The sequence below is a fragment of the Pseudomonas sp. TWR3-1-1 genome (assembly GCF_049896545.1).
Lineage (GTDB): Bacteria > Pseudomonadota > Gammaproteobacteria > Pseudomonadales > Pseudomonadaceae > Aquipseudomonas > Aquipseudomonas weihenstephanensis.
This window is the reverse complement of sequence record NZ_JAFCUO010000001.1, coordinates 494,244-514,509: the sequence shown is the minus strand read 5'-3', so window position 1 is coordinate 514,509 and position 20,266 is coordinate 494,244. Positions and strand designations below refer to the sequence as shown.

At 57.1% G+C, this 20,266-nt stretch carries 19 protein-coding genes; 14 read left to right on the top strand and 5 right to left on the bottom strand.

The genetic code is table 11. The features are described from left to right. Positions 1–175 precede the first annotated feature (175 nt). The 7 genes from ACP7A4_RS02450 to ACP7A4_RS02420 all read left to right on the top strand — a co-directional run bounded on the left by ACP7A4_RS02450 (position 176) and on the right by ACP7A4_RS02420 (position 7,102). Positions 176–1,090: a glutamate/aspartate ABC transporter substrate-binding protein gene (locus ACP7A4_RS02450; RefSeq protein WP_048401111.1), complete on the top strand. Its 915-nt coding sequence runs from the start codon at positions 176–178 to the stop codon at positions 1,088–1,090. 203 nt (positions 1,091–1,293) lie between these two features. Further along, positions 1,294–2,040: an amino acid ABC transporter permease gene (locus ACP7A4_RS02445; protein WP_048362676.1), complete on the top strand. Its 747-nt coding sequence runs from the start codon at positions 1,294–1,296 to the stop codon at positions 2,038–2,040. After that, positions 2,040–2,714: an amino acid ABC transporter permease gene (locus ACP7A4_RS02440; protein ID WP_048362675.1), complete on the top strand. Its 675-nt coding sequence runs from the start codon at positions 2,040–2,042 to the stop codon at positions 2,712–2,714. Before ACP7A4_RS02445 ends, ACP7A4_RS02440 begins: the two co-directional genes overlap by 1 nt. Then, on the top strand, positions 2,711–3,445 hold the full coding sequence (locus ACP7A4_RS02435; RefSeq protein ID WP_048362674.1) for an amino acid ABC transporter ATP-binding protein: 735 nt from the start codon (positions 2,711–2,713) through the stop codon (positions 3,443–3,445). The genes ACP7A4_RS02440 and ACP7A4_RS02435 overlap by 4 nt, the downstream gene beginning before the upstream one ends. Before the next feature lie 95 nt (positions 3,446–3,540). Next, positions 3,541–5,445 carry a sensor histidine kinase gene (locus ACP7A4_RS02430; protein WP_059764913.1) on the top strand — a complete coding sequence of 635 codons (1,905 nt, stop codon included), beginning with the start codon at positions 3,541–3,543 and terminating at the stop codon, positions 5,443–5,445. Then, positions 5,442–6,767 (top strand): sigma-54-dependent transcriptional regulator, encoded by a 1,326-nt coding sequence (locus tag ACP7A4_RS02425; protein ID WP_048362672.1) that lies wholly within the window; start codon positions 5,442–5,444, stop codon positions 6,765–6,767. The genes ACP7A4_RS02430 and ACP7A4_RS02425 overlap by 4 nt, the downstream gene beginning before the upstream one ends. A gap of 8 nt (positions 6,768–6,775) precedes the next feature. Next, the gene (locus tag ACP7A4_RS02420; RefSeq protein ID WP_426245883.1) at positions 6,776–7,102 is read left to right on the top strand and encodes a GlpM family protein; all 327 of its coding nucleotides are present in this window, start codon (positions 6,776–6,778) and stop codon (positions 7,100–7,102) included. An 18-nt stretch (positions 7,103–7,120) separates the two neighbouring features. On the opposite strand, the gene ACP7A4_RS02415 is transcribed toward ACP7A4_RS02420, so the two are convergent. After that, positions 7,121–7,885 carry a MipA/OmpV family protein gene (locus ACP7A4_RS02415; RefSeq protein WP_426245384.1) on the bottom strand — a complete coding sequence of 255 codons (765 nt, stop codon included), beginning with the start codon at positions 7,883–7,885 and terminating at the stop codon, positions 7,121–7,123. Between the two features lie 225 nt (positions 7,886–8,110). On the opposite strand from ACP7A4_RS02415, the gene ACP7A4_RS02410 reads away from it, so the two are divergent. The 5 genes from ACP7A4_RS02410 (at position 8,111) to ACP7A4_RS02390 (ending at position 14,402) form a co-directional block, all read left to right on the top strand. Further along, the gene (locus ACP7A4_RS02410) at positions 8,111–8,806 is read left to right on the top strand and encodes an MtnX-like HAD-IB family phosphatase (protein ID WP_059764919.1); all 696 of its coding nucleotides are present in this window, start codon (positions 8,111–8,113) and stop codon (positions 8,804–8,806) included. Then, positions 8,799–10,193, top strand: coding sequence for an aspartate aminotransferase family protein (locus ACP7A4_RS02405; RefSeq protein WP_048362668.1), 1,395 nt, complete (start codon positions 8,799–8,801; stop codon positions 10,191–10,193). The genes ACP7A4_RS02410 and ACP7A4_RS02405 overlap by 8 nt, the downstream gene beginning before the upstream one ends. Further along, entirely contained in the window at positions 10,190–11,053 is an 864-nt protein-coding gene (locus ACP7A4_RS02400) for an alpha/beta hydrolase (RefSeq protein WP_059764921.1), read from the top strand. Before ACP7A4_RS02405 ends, ACP7A4_RS02400 begins: the two co-directional genes overlap by 4 nt. Before the next feature lie 200 nt (positions 11,054–11,253). After that, positions 11,254–13,014: an ATP-binding protein gene (locus tag ACP7A4_RS02395; protein ID WP_426245381.1), complete on the top strand. Its 1,761-nt coding sequence runs from the start codon at positions 11,254–11,256 to the stop codon at positions 13,012–13,014. Next, positions 13,011–14,402, top strand: a complete 1,392-nt coding sequence (locus ACP7A4_RS02390) for a sigma-54-dependent transcriptional regulator (RefSeq protein WP_059764925.1) — start codon at positions 13,011–13,013, stop codon at positions 14,400–14,402. Before ACP7A4_RS02395 ends, ACP7A4_RS02390 begins: the two co-directional genes overlap by 4 nt. 91 nt (positions 14,403–14,493) lie before the next feature. Here ACP7A4_RS02390 and metE read toward each other — a convergent pair whose 3' ends face one another. After that, positions 14,494–16,806: a 5-methyltetrahydropteroyltriglutamate--homocysteine S-methyltransferase gene (gene metE / locus ACP7A4_RS02385; RefSeq protein ID WP_426245379.1), complete on the bottom strand. Its 2,313-nt coding sequence runs from the start codon at positions 16,804–16,806 to the stop codon at positions 14,494–14,496. A 107-nt stretch (positions 16,807–16,913) separates the two neighbouring features. Here metE and metR point away from each other — a divergent pair, with 107 nt between their 5' ends. Then, positions 16,914–17,831: a transcriptional regulator MetR gene (gene metR / locus ACP7A4_RS02380; RefSeq protein WP_048362663.1), complete on the top strand. Its 918-nt coding sequence runs from the start codon at positions 16,914–16,916 to the stop codon at positions 17,829–17,831. Positions 17,832–17,900: 69 nt separating this feature from the next. Here the strand turns inward: metR and ACP7A4_RS02375 are convergent, their stop codons facing one another. The 3 genes from ACP7A4_RS02375 to ACP7A4_RS02365 are packed head-to-tail and all read right to left on the bottom strand — an operon-like array spanning position 17,901 to position 19,540. Beyond that, complete coding sequence (locus tag ACP7A4_RS02375) at positions 17,901–18,422, bottom strand: GNAT family N-acetyltransferase (RefSeq protein ID WP_059764929.1); 522 nt, start codon at positions 18,420–18,422, stop codon at positions 17,901–17,903. Between the two features lie 12 nt (positions 18,423–18,434). Further along, positions 18,435–19,073, bottom strand: coding sequence for a LysE family translocator (locus ACP7A4_RS02370; RefSeq protein ID WP_426245376.1), 639 nt, complete (start codon positions 19,071–19,073; stop codon positions 18,435–18,437). Between the two features lie 23 nt (positions 19,074–19,096). Beyond that, entirely contained in the window at positions 19,097–19,540 is a 444-nt protein-coding gene (locus ACP7A4_RS02365; protein ID WP_426245374.1) for an NUDIX hydrolase, read from the bottom strand. A 218-nt stretch (positions 19,541–19,758) separates the two neighbouring features. Here ACP7A4_RS02365 and ACP7A4_RS02360 point away from each other — a divergent pair, with 218 nt between their 5' ends. Then, a complete protein-coding gene (locus ACP7A4_RS02360) occupies positions 19,759–20,226 on the top strand; it encodes a DUF4234 domain-containing protein (protein WP_048362659.1) in 468 nt (155 codons plus the stop codon). The last annotated feature ends 40 nt before the right edge of the window (positions 20,227–20,266 follow it).

Genomic DNA, 20,266 nt, shown 5'->3' with positions numbered 1-20,266 from the left:
AAACAAATAAAACGATATAAAACAAAGACTTAAAGTTATTTTTAAAGTCTGGCACGACTCATGCTCTACACTCAGGGCCGACTGCTTAAACAGCGTTAGCCTGTTGAGTGGCTCGAAGTACATAAAGGGTCCAGTGAACTGGCTCAATAAAAAAAACAATGTCGAGGAAACACCGATGCGCATCGTTCCGCAACTTTTGGCCGCAGCTATTGCTGCCGCTCTGATTAGCACTCCAGTTTTTGCTGCCGAATTGACCGGCACACTGAAGAAAATCAAAGAATCCGGCACCATCACCCTCGGGCATCGTGACTCCTCCATCCCGTTCTCTTACATCGCGGACGCTTCCGGCAAGCCGGTTGGCTACTCCCACGATGTGCAACTGGCAATCGTTGAAGGGCTGAAAAAGCAACTCGACATGCCAGAGCTGAAGGTCAAGTACAACCTGGTCACCTCCCAGACCCGTATCCCGCTGGTACAAAACGGCACTGTTGACGTTGAATGTGGCTCCACCACCAACAACGCAGAGCGCGCTCAGCAAGTCGACTTCTCGGTCGGCATCTTCGAAATCGGTACCCGTCTGCTGTCCAAAAAGGACTCGACCTACAAAGATTTCGCTGATCTCAAAGGCAAGAACGTCGTGACCACCGCGGGTACAACGTCCGAGCGCATCCTCAAGTCCATGAACGCCGACAAGCAAATGGGCATGAACGTGATCTCGGCCAAAGACCACGGCGAAGCCTTCAACATGCTGGAGTCGGGCCGCGCTGTTGCATTCATGATGGACGACGCCCTGCTGGCCGGTGAAATGGCCAAAGCCAAGAAGCCAACTGACTGGGCCGTAACAGGCACGCCACAGTCGTATGAAATCTACGCGTGCATGGTGCGCAAAGGCGACCCGGATTTCAAAAAAGCAGTGGATGACGCCATCGTTGCGTACTACAAGTCCGGCGACGTCAACAAGTCCTACGCCAAGTGGTTCGAATCGCCAATCCCGCCTAAAGGCCTGAACCTCATGTTCCCGATGAGCGACAAGGTCAAAGAGCTGATCGCCAATCCAAACGACAAACCAGCGCCAGAAGTCAAAATCTGATAGCGGCCTGTATTGACTCCCGAGTGTGAACGATCGCACTCGGGATGCTTGGATCACCTGCTGTACTCGCTACTGACTGCATGAGAAAGCACTCGACCCGCTGGTTGTCGAGCGGGGAGTGTGTGCCTGACGATCGTGTCAGGTGTGAACGGATTCCCTGAAGCAAGTGCGTGTTTATAGAACCAACTGAGGGGAGACCCTGCATGAATTACAACTGGGACTGGACCGTGTTCTTCAAGTCCACCGGCGTAGGCAGCGAGACATATCTCGACTGGTTTATTTCGGGCTTGGGCTGGACCATCGCGATCGCTGTCGTTGCCTGGATTGTTGCGCTGGTATTGGGCTCGCTGCTGGGCGTTATGCGCACACTGCCGAACCGTTTTATCGCAGGCATCGCCACGGTTTACGTGGAAATTTTCCGTAACGTACCGCTGCTGGTGCAGCTGTTTATCTGGTACTTCCTGGTACCCGATCTACTGCCACCAAACTTGCAGGAGTGGTACAAGCAAGACCTCAACCCGACCACCTCCGCCTACCTGAGCGTTGTGGTGTGTCTGGGGCTGTTTACTGCCGCCCGTGTCTGCGAACAGGTACGCACCGGTATTGAAGCGTTGCCGCGCGGTCAGGAATCCGCTGCCCGTGCAATGGGTTTCAGCATGGCGCAAATCTACTGGAACGTGCTGCTGCCTCAAGCCTACCGCATCATCATTCCGCCCCTCACCTCAGAGTTCCTCAACGTATTCAAGAACTCGTCGGTGGCGTCATTGATCGGCTTGATGGAGCTGCTGGCGCAAACCAAACAGACGGCCGAGTTTTCCGCCAACCTGTTTGAAGCCTTCACCCTGGCCACGCTGATCTACTTCACCTTGAACATGAGCCTGATGCTGCTGATGCGCCTGATCGAGAAGAAAGTCGCTGTACCCGGCCTGATGTCTCTGGGGGGCAAATAATGGACTTCTTCGATTTCAGCGGGATTGTCCCTGCCCTGCCGGGCCTGTGGAACGGCATGATCATGACCTTGAAGCTCATGGTTTTGGGCGTGATTGGCGGCGTGGCCCTGGGCACTGTACTGGCACTGATGCGTTTGTCATCGAGCAAGTGGATGGCCAACCTGGCCGGCGCTTACGTGAACTACTTCCGCTCGATTCCACTGCTGCTGGTCATCACCTGGTTCTACCTGGCAGTGCCGTTCGTGTTGCGCTGGATCACCGGCGAAGACACTCCCATCGGAGCCTTTGAGTCGTGCATGGTGGCTTTTGTCATGTTCGAAGCGGCCTACTTCTGCGAGATCGTGCGCGCAGGCGTTCAAGCCATCCCCAAAGGCCAGATGGGTGCAGCCAAAGCGCTGGGCATGAGTTACGGCCAGGCCATGCGCCTGATCATCCTGCCCCAGGCCTTTCGCAAAATGACCCCGTTGCTGCTGCAACAAAGCATCATTCTGTTCCAGGACACCTCGCTGGTTTACACCGTAGGGCTTGTGGATTTCCTCAATGCTTCACGCTCAAGTGGCGATATCATCGGCCGCTCCAATGAGTTCCTGATCTTCGCCGGTCTGGTGTATTTCATCATCAGCTTTTCCGCCTCGCTGCTGGTCAAGCGTCTGCAAAAAAGGTTTGCCGTATGATTTCGATCAAGAACATCAACAAGTGGTACGGGGACTTTCAGGTACTGACCGATTGCAGTACTGAAGTCAAAAAGGGTGAAGTGGTGGTGGTCTGTGGGCCGTCCGGCTCCGGCAAATCAACCCTGATCAAGTGCGTCAACGCCCTCGAACCGTTCCAGAAAGGCGACATCGTGGTCGACGGCACCTCGATTGCCGACCCCAAGACCAACCTGCCAAAACTGCGCTCGCGCGTGGGCATGGTGTTTCAGCACTTTGAGCTGTTCCCGCACATGACCATCACCGAAAACCTGACCATTGCGCAGGTCAAGGTGCTGGGCCGCAGCAAAGCCGAAGCCACCAAAAAGGGCCTGGAACTGCTGGAGCGCGTAGGCCTGTCGGCGCACGCCCACAAGCATCCGGGCCAGCTTTCGGGCGGTCAGCAACAGCGCGTGGCCATTGCCCGGGCGTTGGCGATGGACCCGATTGTCATGCTGTTCGATGAGCCTACTTCGGCCCTCGACCCTGAGATGGTTAACGAAGTGCTCGACGTGATGGTGCAATTGGCTCACGAAGGTATGACCATGATGTGCGTAACCCACGAAATGGGTTTTGCACGCAAAGTGGCTAACCGCGTGATCTTCATGGACCAGGGCAAAATCGTCGAAGACTGCGAAAAAGAAGAGTTTTTCGGCGACGTAAGCGCCCGTTCACAGCGCGCCCAGGACTTCCTCAGCAAAATCTTGCAGCACTAAGCAACAGCCATCACCTGTAGGCGCGAACCTGCTCGCGCCTACAGGAAACCATTGATCAACGGCCATTGCGCAGTGGTTGACCCAAGGCATCTGTGATGAAATGCGACCCCACACTTTATCGCGGTGCCCCGCCCTCACTTGCCGTGAAACCTCGTCTGCTTCGCCATTTGCTGTTGCCGCCCTTGATCATCCTGCTGACAATCGGCCTGGGATACGCGGGCTATCGCGTCAGCGAACACTTCGGCATTCGCAACCTGAGCGAAAGCGGTGAACGCCAGTTGGAGCTGCATGCACGCACGGTTGAGAGTGAACTGGGCAAATACACCTACCTGCCCAGCCTGCTGGAACTGGAGTCCAGCGTCTCAAAGCTGTTGGGCGACCCGAATCTGCAACACCGCACCACGGTCAATCAATACCTCGAAGGGCTGAATCGACGTAGTCGCAGCCGCGCCATTTATGTGCTCGACACCACAGGGCGCGTGCTGGCCACCAGCAATTGGCGTGACGCCGACAGTTATCTGGGTGAAGACCTGTCCTTTCGCGCCTATTTTCAAGACGCGGTACGCGGGCAGCCCGGCCGGTTTTACGGCATTGGCAGTACCAGCGGCGAACCCGGCTACTACTTGGCACACGGCCTGGAAGAGCAAGGCAAAATCATCGGCGTCGCAGTCATCAAAGTGCGTCTCGAAGCGCTGGAAGAACGCTGGCAACGCGCCCGCCTGGAAGCCTATGTCAGCGATGAGAACGGCATCATTATCCTGTCCAGCGATCCCTCCCGACGCCTGAAGTCTGTGCGCCCTTTGACCCCCGACATCAAAGAGAAGCTGGCGCGCAGCCTTCAGTATTACTGGTGGCCGCTCAATGAGCTGCAACCCCTGGACCGCGAGCACTTGGCCGAAGGGGTCGAGAAAGTCACTTTCGCCACCAACAGCGAAGTCATTACCGATCACGATCAAGTGAGTTATCTGGCGCAAACCCGCAAGCTAAACGACACGCCGTGGGACATCACCCTGCTCTCTCCCTTACAGGACCTGCGCCGCGAAGCCGCCAACCAAGGCATGCTGGTGGCCGTTGCTTTTGCGTTGCTGGCTTTTTTGCTGATTGCCTGGAACGAGCGGCGCAAAGTCATCGCCACCCGACTGGCCGCACGCGAGGCCCTGCAAGAGGCCAATAACCAGTTAGAACGCAAAATCACCGAACGCACCACTCACCTGCGCGCCAGCAATGAACGCCTCAAAGGGCAGATTCGTGAACGTAGGCAAACAGAAGACACGTTGCGCCGCGCTCAAGACGAACTGGTGCAAGCTGGCAAACTGGCCGCCATCGGGCAAATGTCCACCAGCATCGCTCACGAACTGAATCAGCCATTGGCAGCCTTGCGCACGCTTTCAGGCAATACCGTGCGCTTTCTTGAGCGGGGCGATTTGAAAGTGGCGGCGGACAATCTTGGCACCATCAACAAGCTGGTGGACCGCATGGGGCGCATCACCGCCAACCTGCGCTCATTTGCCCGCCGCGGCGATGATCACGGCCAGGCCAACCTCAATCATGCGGTCGACGCGGCCCTGCAACTGCTGGCCAACCGGCTGGAAGCCTGCGGTGCGCGCCTGCATCGAGACTTCAGCGACGCCGAGCTGAAAATTGACCAAACCCGCCTTGAACAAATACTGGTCAACCTGATCGGTAACGCACTGGACGCCATGCAGGGCCAGACCGCTGCGCCACAGGTGTGGCTTGAGGGGCATTTACAGGAAGGGAAATACCGCCTGCAAGTGCGCGACAACGGTCCCGGCATTGACCCCGAAACCCGCAAGCATCTGTTTGAACCGTTCTTCACCACCAAACCCGGTGAACAAGGGCTTGGCCTGGGCCTGACATTGTCTGCCAGCCTTGCCGCAGCCGCCGGCGGCAACCTCAGCGTCGAATTCCCGGCCAGCGGTGGTGCTGCGTTTGTCCTCTTAATACCGTTGGTGCAACCCGCTAAGGTCGATCAGATATGAACCACGAGTTGAGCGTCCTCATCGTTGAAGACGACCCCCATGTGTTGCTCGGTTGCCAACAGGCCCTGGCGCTCGAAGACATCCGCAGCGAGGGTGTCAGCAGTGCCGAGCAGGCGCTCGCCCTGGTGGGCGACAACTTCCCCGGTATCGTCATCAGCGACATCCGCCTGCCGGGCATTGATGGCCTGGAACTGCTTAAACGCCTCAAGGCTCGCGACGCCAGCCTGCCAGTGGTACTGATTACCGGCCACGGTGACATTTCAATGGCTGTCGGGGCCATGCGCGACGGTGCCTATGACTTCATGGAAAAACCCTTTTCACCGGAACGTCTGGTAGATGCCGCGCGCCGGGCACTTGAACAGCGCAGCCTGGCACGCGAAGTCTGGTCATTGCGCCGACAATTGGCTGAACGCGATTCGCTTGAAGGGCGCATCATCGGCCGCTCTCCAGCCATGCAGCACTTGCGCGAATTGATCGCCAACGTAGCCGATACGTCTGCCAACGTATTGATTGAAGGCGAAACCGGCACGGGCAAAGAGTTAGTCGCACGTTGCCTGCATGACTTCAGTCGGCGCCAGCCTCAGCAGTTTGTCGCACTTAACTGCGGGGGCTTGCCCGAAAACCTGTTTGAAAGTGAAATTTTCGGTCACGAAGCCAACGCGTTTACCGGCGCAGGCAAACGGCGCATCGGCAAGATTGAGCACGCCGACGGCGGGACGCTGTTTCTTGATGAAGTCGAAAGCATGCCGCTCAATTTACAAATCAAGCTGCTGCGGGTACTGCAAGAACGCACGCTGGAACGCCTGGGTTCCAACCACAGCATCGACGTGGATTGCCGAGTCATTGCGGCCACCAAATCCGACCTTGACCACCTGAGCAAAGCCAATCAATTTCGTAGCGACCTTTACTATCGCTTGAACGTGGTCACGCTCGAACTGCCGCCCTTGCGCGAGCGGCGAGAAGACATCTTGCAATTGTTTGAGCATTTCTTGCAGCAGTCCTCCCTTCGCTTCGACCGCACGGCGCCCGAGCTGGACAACCAGACCTTGTCGACCCTGATGAGCCACGACTGGCCGGGCAACGTGCGAGAGCTGCGCAACGTGGCCGAGCGGTTTGCCCTTGGCCTGCCCGCGTTCAAAAAATCCGGCAATAACGTGGCGCAAGGCCTGGGCTTCTCCGAAGCGGTGGAAGCGTTCGAGCGCAACCTGCTCAACGACGCCTTGCAGCGCAGCGGTGGCAACCTGACCCAAGCCAGCCAGGAGCTGGGCATGGCCAAGACCACGCTGTTCGATAAAGTTAAAAAATACGGTTTGGCTCACTAATGGATCTGATTTTAAAAGCGGCGCTCGGGGCTGGGGTGGTCATCATTTTGGCCATGCTGGCAAAAACCAAAAACTACTACATCGCAGGGCTGGTGCCGCTGTTTCCAACGTTTGCGCTGATTGCGCATTACATCGTCGGCAAAGGGCGCTCCCTCGACGATCTTAAAACCACCATCGTTTTCGGTATGTGGTCGATCATTCCTTACTTTGTGTATCTTGCCGCGCTCTACCTGCTGGTAGACCGCATGCGCATTGAAGCCTCGCTGGCGCTGGCCGCTGTGGCCTGGTTAATGGCCGCCACCGTGCTGGTCAGTGTGTGGGTGCGCTTGCATTAACCTTCCACGTAAGGCCGCTTAAAACCTGTAGCTCAGCGCCGTCTGCACCGCGCCCTGATTCACATCGCCCAAGGCCTTGACCATGCTGCTGTCAGCCGCCGAGCCGATCAAGCGGGTCCAGCTTGCACTGGTCACCCAAGACCAATGTTGAGCCAAAGGAAACGATAAATTCTGCGTCAGGCTGATCTGTTGAAACCCGCCACTGGCCTTGTACCCCGAAATCCCTGACGCTTGCGCTTCACTGGCACTCACACCAAAAAACGTCGAAGTCTGGCGCCCGTCCGCGAAGTGGGCCGCCAACTGGCTGCTACCAATGACCCCCAGCCCCAGCGGATAACCCAGCTCGCCGCCTAACTTGCCCAACACCCCGCCTTGCCCGCTTGCGCCCCCCACGGCTTGCCCCACTTGCGCGTACACCCGCCAGAACTCGGCCGGGCTGTATTGCACAAAACCGCCGAGTTGAGCCATGCCTGATACATCACGCAAGCCACGTAATGAGCCATTGGCGTTGCGCCCCGACACGTAGTTAACGAACGGCCCTGCACTCCACCCCTGTGCCTTGAAGACACTCCAGGTCAGGCCATCGTCAGTGTCCAGACTGACATTCCCCCAATCCACATCGAAATACGGTAACGGAACAGTCTCGTAGCGACTGGCGCTTGGGTCGTAGGGCTGATAGCCGACCCCCACGCCGACTTCACCCCTCAGGTCGTCAGCGGCACACGCACCTACAGTGGCGCTCAACAATACGAACAGCAAAACAACCGATAGTGGCGCCTTCATCTCAAGGTATCCCTGTGATTCATGCGCGCATCAATCCTTTTATTGCCTGTTCAGCGCAAGCACTGATGTTGTTTGTAGCGAGCTACAAAAATTGTAGCTCTGGCGTCTTATTTTTTGCTATTGGCTGGTCAAAGCCCCGGCCTGCCGGGCTTTTTCAACTTGGCACAATCAGTGCAATTGCCCTGTGGCAGCGCAACGTGCGCCCCTTCCAACAGGACAATGCTGATGATGCAATGGCATATCGTGTGCGATTTCGACGGAACCATTACGGGCACCGACGTCATCGATAACATTCTTCAACGCTTCGCCGACGCGAGCTGGGAAGCGATCGAAGACCAATGGCTGAAAGGCGAGATCGGCTCACGTGAATGCCTGAGACGTCAACTGTCGTTGGTCCAAGCCTCTCCAGCCCAATTGCTGGCCTATTTCGACAGCGTTGACATCGACCCGCACTTTCCGGATTTCGTCGATCACGTGATCAGCCTCGGGGCGTCCATTGAAGTGGTCAGCGACGGCATCGAACAAGCCATCGCGCGGATCCTGGCGCGTAACTACGTCACCTTGCTGCCAATACTCGCCAATCGCCTGCGCCAAATGGACCAAAACCGCTGGCGTATCGACTTCCCTCACTCCAGCGATGCTTGCCGTGCCGCCTCGGGCAACTGCAAGTGCAAGTCCACACCCAGCGGCAAACGCGTGCTGGTGATTGGTGATGGCCGCTCCGACATGTGCGTGGCCGCGACTGCCGACTTTGTGTTCGCCAAAGACAGTCTGGCCAAACACTGCGAGGACAACGGCATTCCTTACGCACGTTTCGACACATTCGCAGATCTTCCAGCGTTACTCGCAAAACTGCCCAGCAATGCTGCCAACACCCTCCACTTTTCTCGTGAACAGCAGGAACTCTTCAACCATGTCTGATATCCGAATCGCCACCCCTGAAGACCAGATCCTTCTGGATAAAGAAGCCAAATACTGCTCGTACGGCGATACCGTTCACTACATTGAACCGCCGCGTATTTTCAGCCGCTGCGAAGGTTCCTACGTATGGGACACCGAAGACCAAGCCTACCTCGATCTGCAAATGTGGTATTCGGCGGTTAACTTCGGTTACTCCAACCCACGCCTGAACAACGCGCTGAAACAGCAGATCGACACGCTGCCGCAGATCGCCAGCCAATACCTGCACAAAGGCAAGATCGAGCTGTCAGAGTGCATCGCTGTCGACGCCAAGAACAAGTTCGGCCTCGACGGGCGCGTGCACTTCAACGTGGGTGGCTCGCAGTCCATCGAAGACTCGCTCAAAGTAGTACGCAACGCCAGCAACGGCAAAAGCCTGATGTTTGCCTTCGAAGGCGGGTATCACGGCCGCACCCTCGGCGCGTCGTCTATTACGTCGAGCTACCGCTACCGCCGCCGTTACGGGCACTTCGGCGAACGCGCCAACTTCATTCCGTTCCCGTACCACTTCCGTGGGCCAAAAGGCATGACCAAGGAAGAATATGGCAGCCATTGCGTGCAGCAATTCGCCCGCTTGTTCGAGACCGAGTACAACGGCGTATGGGACCCAAAAGTCGGCCAAAGTGAATACGCGGCGTTTTACGTCGAGCCGATCCAGGGCACTGGCGGCTATGTCATTCCGCCGATGAATTTCTACAGCGAACTCAAGCAGGTACTCGATCAGCACGGCATTTTGATGGTAGTGGACGAAATCCAGATGGGTTTCTGGCGCACCGGCAAGCTGTGGTCGATTGAACACTTTGACGTCAAACCCGACGTGATCGTATTCGGCAAGGCATTGACCAACGGCCTCAACCCGCTGGGTGGCATCTGGGCACGCGAGGAGCTGATCAACCCGACGGTCTTCCCGCCAGGATCGACCCACTCCACCTTCGCCTCGAACCCGCTGGGCACCGCGGTGGGCCTTGAAATGTTCAAAATGACCAGCGAAGTCGATTACGGCGCGATGGTCATGGCCAAAGGCAAATATTTCCTGGCCGGCCTGCAAGACCTGCAAAAGCGTTACCCGATCATCGGCGACGTGGACGGCCTGGGCTTGGCCCTGCGCTGCGAAATCTGCGGCCCGGATGGCTTCACACCGGACAAGGCGACGCTGGACTTCATGGTCGAAGAAGGCATGAAAGGCGACATCGAAATCGACGGCAAGCGTCTGGGTTTGATTCTGGACGTGGGCGGTTACTACAAAAACGTAATCACCCTGGCACCGTCGCTGGAAATCAGCTACGCAGAAATCGACTTGGGCATCGCCCTGCTCGACCGCCTGCTGCACCGGGCCATGAAACGGTGAACCCGCCAGAGATCGATCTGGGCGAAGGCGACGCCGGTTTCGTTCTCGGCACAGGTGAGGTCGCGGTGTTGTTGATCCACGGCCTTACCGGCACCCCGACGGAGTTGCGTCGGGTGGCCGTGGGCCTGGCCAAGGCTGGCTGCACGGTGTACGTGCCCACCTTGGCCGGGCATTGCGCCGATAACGCATACTTGCAGGCCACCGGCTGGCAAGACTGGTATGAAAGTGCGCGCAAAACCTTTGCCGGGATCAGGCAAAAGCACTCACAGGTGTTTGTCGGCGGGCTGTCGATGGGCGCCGTGATGTCGATGTACATGGCGGCCGAACATCCAGGGCAAATCGCGGGCCTGCTGCTGTACTCCACGACCCTGCGTTATGACGGCTGGAACATCCCAAAGGCCGCCGTACTTGTCCCGCTGCTGATGATGGTTCCTTTTGGCGTACACCTGTGTAGCTTCGACGAAAAGCCACCCTATGGGATCAAGAATCCACGTTTGCGGGCCATCGTAGAGCGGCAGATGAAAGCAGGCGACAGCAATAACGCCGGGCTTTTAAGCATGTCAGGTGTGAGCGTGCGCGAACTTCGCCGGTTAATTGCAGCGGTCAAACGCAAAATGCCTGGCGTAATGACACCGACACTGGTGATCCATGCCAGCGAAGACGACATCACCAGCCGCTGGAACGCCGATTATGTTGAACGCCACTTGGGCGGTCCCGTGACCAAAGTGCTGCTCGATAACTGTTACCACATGATCACCGTCGACCTGCAATACCCGCGCGTGATCGAGTTAAGTAATGCCTTTGTGAAACAAAACAGTCTCGAAACGAAGGTCCAAGACCCGCTCTTACAGGGGGCCTGACGTGAAGAATGGCTCCTGAACCCCTCACAGGCTTACCCCGTGTCCTATAAGCCGGGGTCGCTTAGCCTGACAACCAACTTCGATCAGGGCGCTTACCGGCGCTGAATTTCGCGAGTATTCTCAGGCCCTTGAATAACACCACGACATGAGCGGGGGTTACCCGCTCCGACCGCCATGACCGCTTCGATAAGCGAGTATTAATGTCGACCTCTCCCCACTCCGCGCACACGCCACCTCCGTTCAAAGTTTCGCGCTGGACGGTGCAGCGCAAACTGGTGCTGGCCTTTTGGCTAGTCAGTGTTATTCCGACCATGATCGCCTCGGAACTGGCCGCGACCACCTTGTCGCACATTTTCGACAGCAACGTGCGTGTATGGCTTCAAGAATCGACCAAAATCGTCAAGGACGAAATCAGCGAAACCCTGCAAGACAACGCCAGAGCGGCAAAGCTTTTTTTGCAATACACCCACCCGCCTTCCAGCAGTAAAGCCATTCGCCATGATCGACTCACCGCCGACATCGCTGACGCCATGGGTATCGACGTTGTCGCGCTGATACGTGACAGCGACCATAAAGTGGTGTTTAGCACCGCAAGCGACAACATCGTCAAGCAGATCAGCCTGTCACCCAACGCGGTATTGCAAACAATTAACGTAGGCGAGGTCACGACCGGCACAGTAGTGTCGACTTTTCCGGCCCGCCAGGACGGCGTGGACTATCAACTACTGGTGGCGACCAACATCGACAGCAGTTTTCTGATCAGCGTGGCAGAGGTGCACTCTCTGGACCTGCGTCTTTATCTGCATACCCCAAAAGGCTTCGCTGAAATATTCTCCAGCCAGCGTTTTGAAGATAGACAGCCCACAGTACCCAATGCAATCGAGCAAAAACTGCGCGATACCAAGTTGCCCAGTGAGCAGTTCACGAACCGTTATTGCGGCTTGTACTGGCCGATCATTAATGACACGGGCGAGCTGCAAGGCGTGATCTACAGCGGTTTGTTGTGCAACACCAATTTGGTTGGACTGGTGAACCAACCCAACCTGTTTGTGCTGATTTTCCTGCTGGGTTCGATGCTCTCGTTGACTGTTGGCTGGCAGGTGTCCGAGCACCTGACGCGGCCTTTGCGAGCACTTTCTGAAGGCGTGCGCGCGGTCACCGCCGGGGATTACGACCAACGGGTGGACGTTTCCGGGCATGACGAACTGGCCGAATTGAGCAGTACCTTCAACCACATGACATTGCGTTTGGGCGAGCTGCATCACCTTGAGGCGCAACTGCGTCGACGGGATCGCCTACATGCCCTTGGCGAGGTGGCCATGGGCCTGGCCCACGAAATCCGCAACCCACTGGGCATTATCAAAACCGCCACCCAATTGCTGCACCGCCGCGCCGACCTGGGGGAAACCGACAAACGCCATCTCGAATACGTGGTCAGTGAAGTCACGCGCATCAATGACCTGATCACCGACTTTCTCGATTTCGCCAAACCCAGTGCACCCGTGCGCTCAACTCAAGCCGCACGCCCTCTGGTTGAAGACATTCTGGGCTTTTGCAAACCGGAACTTGAAAGCCACCACATAGATGCGCACATCTATGACCAAGCACCCGGTGCCACCTTGTATGCCGATGCACGGCAGTTGAAACAGGCGTTCCTGAACTTGATCATCAACGCCATCGACGCCATGCCTGAAGGCGGGCAGCTCAGCGTAGGCATTGACCAGAAAGACGATTACACCGTCATCAGCATTGCCGACAGCGGCGAAGGGATCGCGCCTGACATGATAGAACGCATCTTCACCCCTTTTGTGACCACCAAAGCCTCAGGCACAGGCTTGGGGCTGGCCAAGGTTTTCTCGATCATGGACAGCCACGACGCACGCATCGAGTGCGTCAGCGACAAGGGCGCAGGTGCCACCTTCAACCTGTACATTCCGTCACATGGAGGGGATGAAGCATGAGTCATAACGTGCTGGTGGTGGACGACGAACCGAAGTTGTGTGACCTGCTCAGCTCAGCGCTCAGCCAGAATGACGTGCACGTGTTCACAGCGAGCAACGGGGTACAAGCACTGGCCATTCTGGAGCAAGAAGACATCGACCTGGTCATCAGCGATTGGCGCATGCCGGGCATGGACGGGCCGCAACTGCTGGCCGAAGTCAAACAACGTTATTCGCACCTGCCGGTGATCGTGATGACCGCCTACAGCACGGTAAAAAATGCCGTGCAGTCCATGCGCAACGGCGCCTATGACTACATCGCCAAGCCCTTCGACATCGACGAGCTGGACATTACTGTCCACAAAGCCCTGCAATTTCGCGACATCCTGCGTGACAACGCACGCATGCGGGCCGAACTGGACCAACACCAGCCCTTCGACAACCTGATTGGCGACAGCCCCAGCTTTCGCCGTGTGTTGCAGGCCATTGACTCAGTACGCGACAGTAGCGCGACGATTTTGCTCACCGGCGAAAGCGGCACGGGCAAAGAGATGGTGGCACGCGCCATTCACAAACATGGCAGTCGCGCCGACAAACCGTTTGTCGCGGTTAACTGTGCGGCCATTCCTGAAGGGCTGCTGGAAAGCGAGATGTTTGGCCATCGCAAAGGCGCATTCACCGGCGCGGTCACCGACCGTGTAGGACGCTTCATGCAGGCTGACAAGGGCACGTTGTTTCTCGATGAAGTCGGCGATATGCCACTGGCGTTGCAGGCAAAGATTTTGCGTGCCCTGCAAGAGCGTGTGATCGAACCCGTGGGTGATCCGCGTGAGCGCAAGGTGGATGTACGGGTGATTGCAGCCACCCATAAAAACCTGCTCGAAGCGGTCGCCAACAAGGAGTTTCGCGAAGACTTGTATTACCGTTTGAATGTGTTCCCGATCCAACTGCCCGCCTTGCGCGAGCGCATAGAAGACATCGCACCGCTGGCGCGGCACTTTGCGCATAACCTGGGGGCAACGGCAGGTAAACGTATCACCGGGTTCAGTCCAGATGCCTTGCAGGCCATGGCCGAATACAACTGGCCGGGCAACATCCGCGAGCTGCAAAATTGCGTCGAGCGCGCCACTATTGTGGCCACCAGCAGCACCATTGAAGACAGCGACCTGCCGCCGTATTTGTTTAGCGCACAACCCCATCAACAATGTGGCGTGCTGGAGTCTGGCCCCAGCGTGCCACCGGATCTGGAAGCGGCGTTGGCCGAGGTTGAAAAGGCCTACATTCTCGCGGCGTTGCAACAGGCCAACGGCGTGCAAGCGGCGGCGGCGCAGCTCATCGGCATTTCAGAACGAAGCTTTTGGTATCGCCTGAAAAAACTCGATATCCATGTCGAAAAAATCGTGCGCTAACCACACCCTGCAGGCGCTGATGCAGGCTGCGATCTATTGATTTGAAGATCAAAAGATGACTGCCTGCGTCAGCGCCTGCATGACGGCGGCCTTAAGCCACCTCGGCGCGCAACTGACGTGCTGCGGCCACCATGTTGATCAACGCGGCTTCCGTCTCGGCCCAGGCGCGGGTTTTGAGGCCGCAGTCCGGGTTCACCCACAGCCGCTGCGCCGGGATACGCTGCGCAGCCTTGCTCAGCAACTTGACCATTTCGGCCGTGTCCGGCACCCGTGGCGAATGGATGTCATACACCCCTGGGCCAATGTCGTTCGGGTAGTCGAACGCTTCAAAGGCGTCCAGTAATTCCATGTCCGAACGGGAGGTCTCAATCGTGATGACGTCAGCGTCCATCTCGGCAATCGACTTGATCACATCGTTGAACTCGCTGTAGCACATGTGGGTGTGAATCTGGGTTTGATCCCCCACGCCCGAGGCACACAGACGGAACGCTTCGACCGCCCAATCCAGGTACTCCTGCCACTTCGCACGGCGCAGCGGTAAGCCCTCACGGAATGCCGCTTCGTCGATTTGCACAATTTTGATCCCGGCTTTTTCCAGGTCGACCACTTCGTCACGAATGGCCAATGCCAACTGTTGCGCCTGCTCCTTGCGCGACACATCTTCGCGCGGGAAGGACCACATCAGCATAGTCACCGGCCCGGTCAGCATGCCCTTCATGACTTTGTCGGTCAGGCCCTGGGCGTATTTGATCCATTCCACGGTCATGGCTTTCGGACGACTCAGGTCGCCGAAGATGATCGCCGGTTTAACGCACCGCGAACCGTAGCTTTGCACCCAGCCATATTGGGTGAATACATAGCCATCCAGTTGCTCGGCAAAGTACTCCACCATGTCGTTGCGCTCGGCCTCGCCGTGTACCAAGACATCCAGCCCCAGACGTTCTTGTGTCTCTACTGCATTACGAATTTCACTGTGCATGGCTTCGGTGTATTCACTGACCGACAATTTGCCTTGCTTGTAGGACTGGCGCGCCAGACGAATAGAAGCGGTTTGCGGGAATGAACCGATGGTGGTGGTCGGAAAGGCTGGCAAATTCAAGCGCGCCCGCTGTACTTCAATGCGTGCAGCAAACGGCGAATGACGCTGGCTATCCGCCTCGCTAATCGCGGCAAGGCGCGCTTGGACGGCGGGCTTGTGAATACGCGGCGACTTGGCGCGACTTTCTTGCACGGCCCGACTTTCGGCCAGGGCTTTTTGCACGCTGGCGTCTTGCGGTTTATTCAGCGCATCACGCAAAACAGCTATTTCGCCACATTTTTGTTTAGCGAACGCCAGCCAGCTTTTCAGTTCGGCATCGAGTTTGGTTTCGCGGTCCAGGTCCACCGGGCTGTGCAGCAATGAGCACGAACCCGCGACCCACAGGTTGTCACCAAAACGCTCTTCGGCTTGTTGCAGTTGCGCCAGCGCGTTTTCCAGGTCGCAACGCCATACGTTACGGCCGTTCACCAGGCCCAGCGACAACACTTTATAGGTCGGCAAACGATCCAGAATCGCGTTCAATTGGTCTGGCGCACGCACCAGGTCTACATGCAGCCCTTCAACCGGCAAGCTGACCGCCAGGCCAAGGTTGTCTTCCAGGCCACTGAAATACGTGGCAACCAACTTTTTAAGCGGCGAGTACTGAAGGATGTGGTACGCACGCTCGAAGGCGTTTTTCCATTCTTGCGGTAAGTCGAGTGACAGAATCGGCTCGTCAATCTGTACCCACTCGACGCCTTGTTCGGCCAAGCGGGTCAGGATTTCACCGTACACCGGCAGCAAGTTTTCCAGCAGGTCGAGTTTGTTGAACTCATCGCCTTTGGCTTTGCCCAGCCACAGGTAAGTCAGCGGGCCGATGATGACCGGCTTGACCTGATGCCCCAGTGCAAGCGCCTCAGCAGTCTCTTCAAACAGTTCGTTCCAGCTCAGTTCAAAACGCTGATCAAGGCTCAATTCCGGCACGAGGTAGTGGTAGTTGGTGTCAAACCACTTGGTCAGTTCCTGAGCATACTGGCCTTTGCTGTGCTCGCCGCCGCAGCAGCTCTGGCTCGCGCCACGGGCCATGGCAAACAAGGTATCCAGGGTCGGGCGGCCTTCGTCATCGAGGGTGCTGGAAAAGCGTTCTGGAATCGCGCCAAACGTCAGCGAATGGGTCAACACCTGGTCGTACCAGGCGAAGTCGCCGACCGGCACAAGGTCAATGCCTGCATCTTTTTGCAGTTGCCAGTGTTTGGCGCGCAATTCACGGCCCACGGCGTTAAGTGCGGCTTGATCGATATCGCCTTTCCAGTAGGCTTCAAGGGCTTTTTTCAGTTCGCGATCCGCACCGATGCGTGGGAAACCAAGATTGTGAGCCAGGGCCATAACGGCATTCCTCCATGTCAGTAATGGCCCAATTATCGACAGACGCATCAACATGAGACAAACTCAACGTTTTCGTGTTCATCATCAAAATTACTCATGGAGCACCCGTGCTGGAAATTCGTCACCTCAAAACCCTGCACGCCTTGCGCGAATCCGACAGCCTGGTCGAGGCGGCAGAGCGCCTGCACTTGACCCAGTCGGCCCTGTCTCATCAGTTCAAAGAGCTGGAAGAACGCATGGGCATGCCGTTGTTCGTGCGCAAAACCAAACCTGTGCGCTTCACCAGTGCGGGTCTGCGCCTGCTGCAACTGGCCGACGCCATGTTGCCGCTGCTGCGGGGTGCAGAGCGAGATATCGCGCGCCTGGTCGGTGGTACGGCGGGCCGCCTGCACATGGCGATTGAATGCCACAGCTGCTTCCAGTGGTTGATGCCCACCATCGACCAGTTCCGTGATGCGTGGCCCGAGGTTGAACTGGACCTGGCATCAGGCTTCGCGTTCGCCCCGCTCCCGGCGCTGGCGCGCGGCGATCTGGATTTGGTGGTCACCTCTGACCCACAAGAGATTGCAGGTCTGACGTACGTGCCGCTGTTCACCTACGAAGCCATGCTGGCCGTTGCCAATCAGCACCCGCTGGCAAGCAAGCCATTTATCGTGCCTGAAGACTTAAGTACCGAAATTCTCATCACCTACCCGGTGGAGCGTGACCGGCTCGACATCTTTACCCGCTTTCTGGAACCGGCTGACGTAGAGCCCGCGCAAGTACGTACCTCAGAGTTGACGGTCATGATGATGCAACTGGTGGCCAGCGGCCGAGGTGTGTGCGGGATGCCGCACTGGGCGCTGCATGAATACAGCTCACGGGGTTACGTGAAAGCCAAGCGCCTGGGAGAAAAAGGGTTGTTCGCCACGCTGTATGCAGCGATTCGCGCAGACATGCTGGATGCGCCGTACATGCGCGACTTCTTGCTCACCGCCAAAGACACCTCGTTCTCGACGCTGGATGGCGTCAGCGCCGTGCGCTAAACCCCGCAAACGCCATTGGCTGCGCTCTTTTGATCTTGAAAACCAACAGATCGCAGCCTGCGCCAACGCCTACAGGGTTTTGTGCTCGGCAACCGTCCGCCAGCGGCGCATATGCACGCGGTCGTAATAGTCTTCCCCCACCCGAATCGCGCAATCCTCCAGCCCCGACTGTTCAAACCCGCAACGCTTGTACAACGCCAGCGCCGCCGTGCTATTGGCGCTGACGGTGAGTTCAATCACTTCGATATCGGATTCTTGCTCAGCCAGAGACACGACCGCCTGCACCAATTGCTCGCCCAACCCCTGACCTCTGAAGCGTTCGCGCACATATAAGCCAAACAAGGTGGACTTGTGCTGCGCCTCTGCCCACGGTTCAAAGGCCAGGCCGACGATCCCCGCCAACTCGCCCTCAATAAATGCGCCGTACAGCGCACTGAGTTCGTCATCCAGCTGCGATTGCCACCAGCTCAGCGGCAAGTGCTCTCGCTGGGTAATCGTGGAGACAAACGCCTCAGGGTGTCGTTCATAGGCCTCTAGCATCAAGTGGCGATAGCCAGCGGCGTGTGAAGGATCAAGCAGTTCTATAGCCATTGAGGGTCCACGTCATAGCGTTTTACGTTGTTCGAGCATCAGCCTTACCGCCAGCGCCGCCAAGACGAACCCCATCACATAACGTTGCACGGCCAACCATAACGGGTTGCGTACAAACCAGACGGCGATGCCCGCGGCGAACAAGGCAATCAGCAAATTGACGGTAAAACTGACGCTGATTTGAATAAGGCCCAACAGGATACTTTGGATAAACATCGAGCCGTGAGCCGGGCTGATGAACTGCGGCAGAATCGAGAGGTAAAACAACGCCACCTTGGGGTTTAGCACACTGGTCAAAAAGCCCATGGCGACCAGTTTCGAAGACGAATCCGGCACCAGCTCACGGGCCTCAAACGGCGAACGTGCGCCGGGTCTAACCGCCTGCCAGGCCATCCACAACAGATAGAACGCACCTGCCCATTTCAAGGCCTCATAGGCCATCGGCACAGCCAAAAACACAGCCGTCAGCCCGACCGCAGCGGCGAGCATGTGAACAAAGAAACCCGCCACCACCCCCACCAAAGACGTCACCCCTGCTGCGCGCCCCTGACAGATCGAACGCGAAATCAGATAGATCATGTTTGGCCCCGGTGTTAGCACCATCAGCACACACGCCGCAGTGAAAATCAGCACATCGTGGGCAGCAATCATCAAGGGTCCTTATCGGCATTCAATCAGTCAGAGGTCGGAATAATCTGGCGGTAGAACGGCAAAATCACCTCACCGGTCAAGGGCGCCAGGGTCAAGCCGCCATCGCCACGGGGATCAATCCATTGCACTTCTTCGATCTCCGCAGCAGGGGCCACGTCAGCGTCGATGTGCAGCAAAAACAACTCGGCCTGCACCTCAAACCCCGGCTCATTCACCGCCGGTGCACAAAAGTGCCCAAGGTAGGTGGCGCGGACCGGGTCAATCTTGAGCGCAAGCTCTTCTTCCAGCTCCCGGGCCAGCGCTTCGATGGGTTGCTCATGGGCATCAATTTTGCCACCCGGCTGCATAAAGGCTTGAGTACCGCGCTTGCGCACCAGCAGGGTTCGGCCGTCGGGACCAATCAGCACAGCGGCGGCGATACGAATGATATTGGTCGGTACAGGCACAGATTGATCGGAACGCGTCACAAGAATTAACCACTCAGAGTGCGAAGACGCGCAGGATCACACGGCCAGACTTCGCTGAAAAGATACAGATCCGTCTTTTTTAGAGGTTTATCAAACCGCTGAAAAGGTTAATAAAACATTGCCTGTAAGGTTCTGTTAAGGTGCGCACCGTCCTGCCCGGAGGCAAGGATTGAGCGCGTAAATAATTACGCCGAGACAAAGGATAAAAGGAGTTTTAAATGTCGAGCATCACTGAGCTAAAAGAACGCGTTAACACTAAAACCTGGAACCTGGTATTGCTGGCTGTTGCAACTGCAGGCCTGTACCCCCTGCTCTGGCTATGGCAGAACCACACGATCATTGATCAAGTGACCCAGCGCCAAACCGCGAACACTACTTACCTTATCTGGCTGGCGGTGTGTATTGGCTGGGGGGGTGCACTGGGCAATACAGGGGATAACGCCCTGATTCTCATTGGTAGCCTTTTGAGCCTTGCCGGGGCTGTTTTGTACATCGTGTGGGCGTTTCGAGCGCGGGCTGCATTGCAAGAATACGCACTTAACGAACACAAAATTGATCTGCGCATGAACGGTTTTTACACCTTCATCTTCAACGTCTATTACATCAACTACTGCATCAACGACCTGCCGGAAGCGCTGCGCAAGCAGCAGATTTTGCAGGGCAAGACGCAAACCACTACCGTTTGATGATGTTTGGCCGCCCCGTTCGAGGGCGGCCAGTTAGGTC